This window comes from Mesorhizobium sp. M7A.F.Ca.MR.362.00.0.0 (genome assembly GCF_004023175.1).
GTDB lineage: Bacteria > Pseudomonadota > Alphaproteobacteria > Rhizobiales > Rhizobiaceae > Mesorhizobium.
Genome location: NZ_RZTF01000098.1, coordinates 1 through 3,519, shown reverse-complemented (window position 1 = coordinate 3,519; position 3,519 = coordinate 1). Strand labels below are relative to the sequence as shown.

At 62.6% G+C, this 3,519-nt stretch carries 2 protein-coding genes; one reads left to right on the top strand and one right to left on the bottom strand.

Translation table 11 applies throughout. The features are described from left to right. Window positions 1–283: 283 nt before the first annotated feature. Window positions 284–1,894: an ABC transporter substrate-binding protein gene (locus EOC06_RS14785; RefSeq protein WP_128308120.1), complete on the bottom strand. Its 1,611-nt coding sequence runs from the start codon at window positions 1,892–1,894 to the stop codon at window positions 284–286. Between the two features lie 369 nt (window positions 1,895–2,263). Between EOC06_RS14785 and EOC06_RS14780 the strand changes: the two genes are divergently transcribed. Further along, window positions 2,264–3,454 carry a Xaa-Pro peptidase family protein gene (locus EOC06_RS14780; RefSeq protein WP_128308119.1) on the top strand — a complete coding sequence of 397 codons (1,191 nt, stop codon included), beginning with the start codon at window positions 2,264–2,266 and terminating at the stop codon, window positions 3,452–3,454. The last annotated feature ends 65 nt before the right edge of the window (window positions 3,455–3,519 follow it).

Genomic DNA, 3,519 nt, shown 5'->3' with positions numbered 1-3,519 from the left:
TGAGGGCGCGGGTCATGGGGGCGTCGGAGGCTTGGCACTGAGTCGCCCAAGAGAGATGTCGCGCCTGAGCGCCCCCCTCTGTCCTGCCGGACATCTCCCCCTCAAGGGGGGAGATCGGAAGTCATTTATGGCTTCGCCAATGTTCGACGCTGCAGGAAAATCAGCCGACGGTGCGGCCAGCCAATCTCCCCCCTTGAGGGGGAGATGTCCGGCAGGACAGAGGGGGGCCTCGTAGGGCTCAACGCCTACGCTGATTTCGCGAATTTTCATCCGCGCAATTCTGTCACGATTCCAAATACGTGTCCGCCCAGTTCGACACCGCCCAGCGCGGGTTGTTGGCGATGTTGCCGACGGTGTCGCGCGCGACGCTGATAAAACTCCATTCGGCGACGTTGATCAGCGGCAGGTCGGTGGCCACCTCCTTCTGGAATTCCTTGTAGAGGTCGGTGCGGGCTGATGTATCGAGCGTCTCCGATGCCTTGGCGATGAGCGCATCGAGCGCGTCGTTCTTGTAGCCGCCCTGGTTGGAGAACGGCACGCCGTCCGGAATGCCGCTCTGCACCAGAATGGTGGTCGAGATCGCCGGATCGCCGCGGAACACCGGCGGGCCGACCGCGAGGTCGAAGGCGTGGTCGGTGTAGACCGCCTTGATGTGCGCGGCCGAGTCGTTGTTGACCAGCTGAGCATCGATGCCGATGGCGGCGAGCGCTTGGCGCAGATAGTCGCCGAACTGCTTGGTCTCGTTGAAATAGGGCGCGGGCAGCAGTTTCAGCGTGAAGCGCTTGCCGTCGGCGCCTTTCTTGTAGCCGGCCTCGTCAAGCAGCGCGTTGGCCTTGGCGACGTCGAAGGCATAGGTCGGCACATCGGCGGTGTAGAATTGCGGATCGTTCTTCGGCACCGGACCGGTGGCGGTGGCGGCATAGCCGAGGAACACCGTCTTGACGACGAAATCCTTGTCGATGGCATGGGCGATCGCCTGGCGCACCTTCACGTCGGCCAATTCCTTGCGGCGATGGTTGATCTCGACGACGAGCTGATAGGTCAGCCCTTCATAGCCCTTGGAAATCACCTTCAGGCCCGGCACCTTGGAGATGCGGTCGAGGTCGGCCAGCGGCACGGCGGAAAAGGCCGCCAGCTGAATCTCTTCGGCCTCCAGTGCGCTCGCCGCTGACGTGCGATCCGGCAGCACCTGATAGATGATCTCGTCGAGATAGGGCTCGTCCTTGCCCCAGTAATCCGTATTCTTGATCAGCCGGTAATATTGCCCGGCCTTGTGCTCGCCGAATTTGAACGGTCCGGTGCCGATGGGCGCGTTGTTGGCCGGGTTGTCCTCGATCTTGCCGACCTCATAGATGTGCTTCGGCACCACGCTGCTCAGCGCCGGCAGCGCGTTGCGGATCAGCTGGAACGGCGTCGGCTTGGCGAATTTGAACACGGCGGTGAGATCGTCGGGCGTGTCGACGCTGGCCAGATCCTTGAACACAGTGCGGCCGAGATTCTGCAGCGGCTTCCAGATCTGCAGCGCCGAAAAGGCGACGTCGGCCGAGGTGAACGGCTTGCCGTCATGCCATTTGACGCCGTCGCGCAGTTTGAACGTCGCCGAGAGCCCGTCGGCGGCACCCTCCCAGCTCAGCGCCAGCCGTGGCGCGAGACCGTCTTTGCCGTCGAAGGAGGCTTCGGCCAGCGTTTCGACGATCTTGCTGGAAATGAAGAACACGCCGTTGGAGGCGACGATCGCCGGGTTGAGGTTGCGCGGTTCGGAATCGGCGGCAAGCACCAGCCGCCCGCCCTTCTTTGGCGTCTGCGCCCAGCCCGGTGCCGGCATTGCGGTGGAGGCCAGCAGCATTGCCGAGCCGGCAAGCATCGTGCGTCTGGAAATCGTGAAACCTGACATGATCGAACTCCGTCCTCTCCGCGACCCGGTCGGGTGCGCCAACCCCTCGGACGCCGGCAAGCCCGCCAGCATCCCTTGCGGCGGCGATTATGAGCCTTGCCGAGGGTTTCGCCAGAGACGGAATTGGCGCATCCTCGCTTGGCTTTGAAATTTTCGTCCGCTGGACCAGTTTGGAGGACGTGGCTCAATTTGATCCTTCTGGTAGGACCAGATTGGTTGAATATGCGACGAATGACAGCGCGGAGTCATAGAGAGGCGACATTTCATCTGTTTCTGGCTGGACCAGAACGGGCAAAATGGTGCAGATTTGACCGCTGCCAAGGGATCGGGAGCGGAACAGCGGCGATCCGGCAATTCGGGGAGAGAGAGATGAACATTGCTCCGGGCAAGAATGCGGTCGGCAATATCCCGTTCGACCAGGCAAGGGTCGACCGGCTGATGGAGGAGGCCGGCATCGATGTGCTGCTCGCCACCTCCAAGCACAACACGCAATACCTGCTGGGCGGCTACAAGTTCATCTTCTTCGCCGCCATGGATGCGATCGGCCACAGCCGATACCTGCCGATCGTGGTGTACGAAAAGGGCGGGCCGGACCATGCCGCCTATATCGGCAACCGCATGGAGGGCGGCGAGCATCAGAACAACCCGTTCTGGACGCCGACGCTGCACGCCGCCTGCTGGGGCACGCTCGACGCCGCCAACCTTGCGGTCGAGCATCTGCAGAAGATCGGCAAGGCGGGCGCGCGCATCGGCATCGAGCCCGGCTTCCTGCCGTCGGACGCCTATACGCTGATCCGCAACGCATTGCCGGATGCCAGGCTGATCGATGCGACCGACATGCTGGAGCGCATGCGCGCCATCAAGACCGATGCCGAACTGGAGAAGCTGCGCACGGCCTCCGAACTGATCACCGATTCCATGCTGGCGACCATCGCCTGGGCGCGCGAAGGCACGACCAAGGGCGAGATCATCGAACAGCTGCGGCGGGAGGAAACCAATCGCGGCATCCATTTCGAATATTGCCTGCTGACGCTGGGTGCCAGCCACAACCGCGCCGCTTCACCGCAGGCGTGGAAACAAAGCGAAGTGCTGTCAATCGATTCCGGCGGCAACTTTCACGGCTATATCGGCGATCTCTGCCGGATGGGCATTCTCGGCGAACCGGATGCCGAACTGGAAGATCTGCTGGCCGAGGTCGAGACGGTGCAGCAGGCGGCCTTCTCAAAAGTCAAAGCGGGCACGCTGGGCGGCGACATGATTTCCCATGCCGAGGGCGTGCTGAAGGCTTCGAAGGTCGCGCCCTACACGGATTTCTTCGCCCATGGCATGGGCCTGATCACGCACGAGGCGCCGTTCCTGATGACCAACCACCCGGTGACCTATGAAGGCACCTATGCGGCCAAGCCGCTGGAGAAGAACATGGTGCTGTCGGTGGAGACAACCATGCTTCACCCGACGCGCGGCTTCATCAAGCTGGAGGACACGCTGGCGGTGACGGATGCTGGTTATGCGATGTTCGGCGACCGGGGTCGGGGCTGGAACAGGGGTGGTACTCTTTAGGACGAAGGCTGGCGCCGCCCCTCATCCGCCTGCCGGCACCTTCTCCCCGTATAGTGACGGGGAGA

Excerpts from the sequence above, each read along its gene's own strand:
- EOC06_RS14785 (WP_128308120.1), bottom strand. The coding sequence starts at position 1,894 with ATGTCAGGTTTCACGATTTCCAGACGCACGATGCTTGCCGGCTCGGCA.
- EOC06_RS14780 (WP_128308119.1), top strand. The coding sequence starts at position 2,264 with ATGAACATTGCTCCGGGCAAGAATGCGGTCGGCAATATCCCGTTCGAC.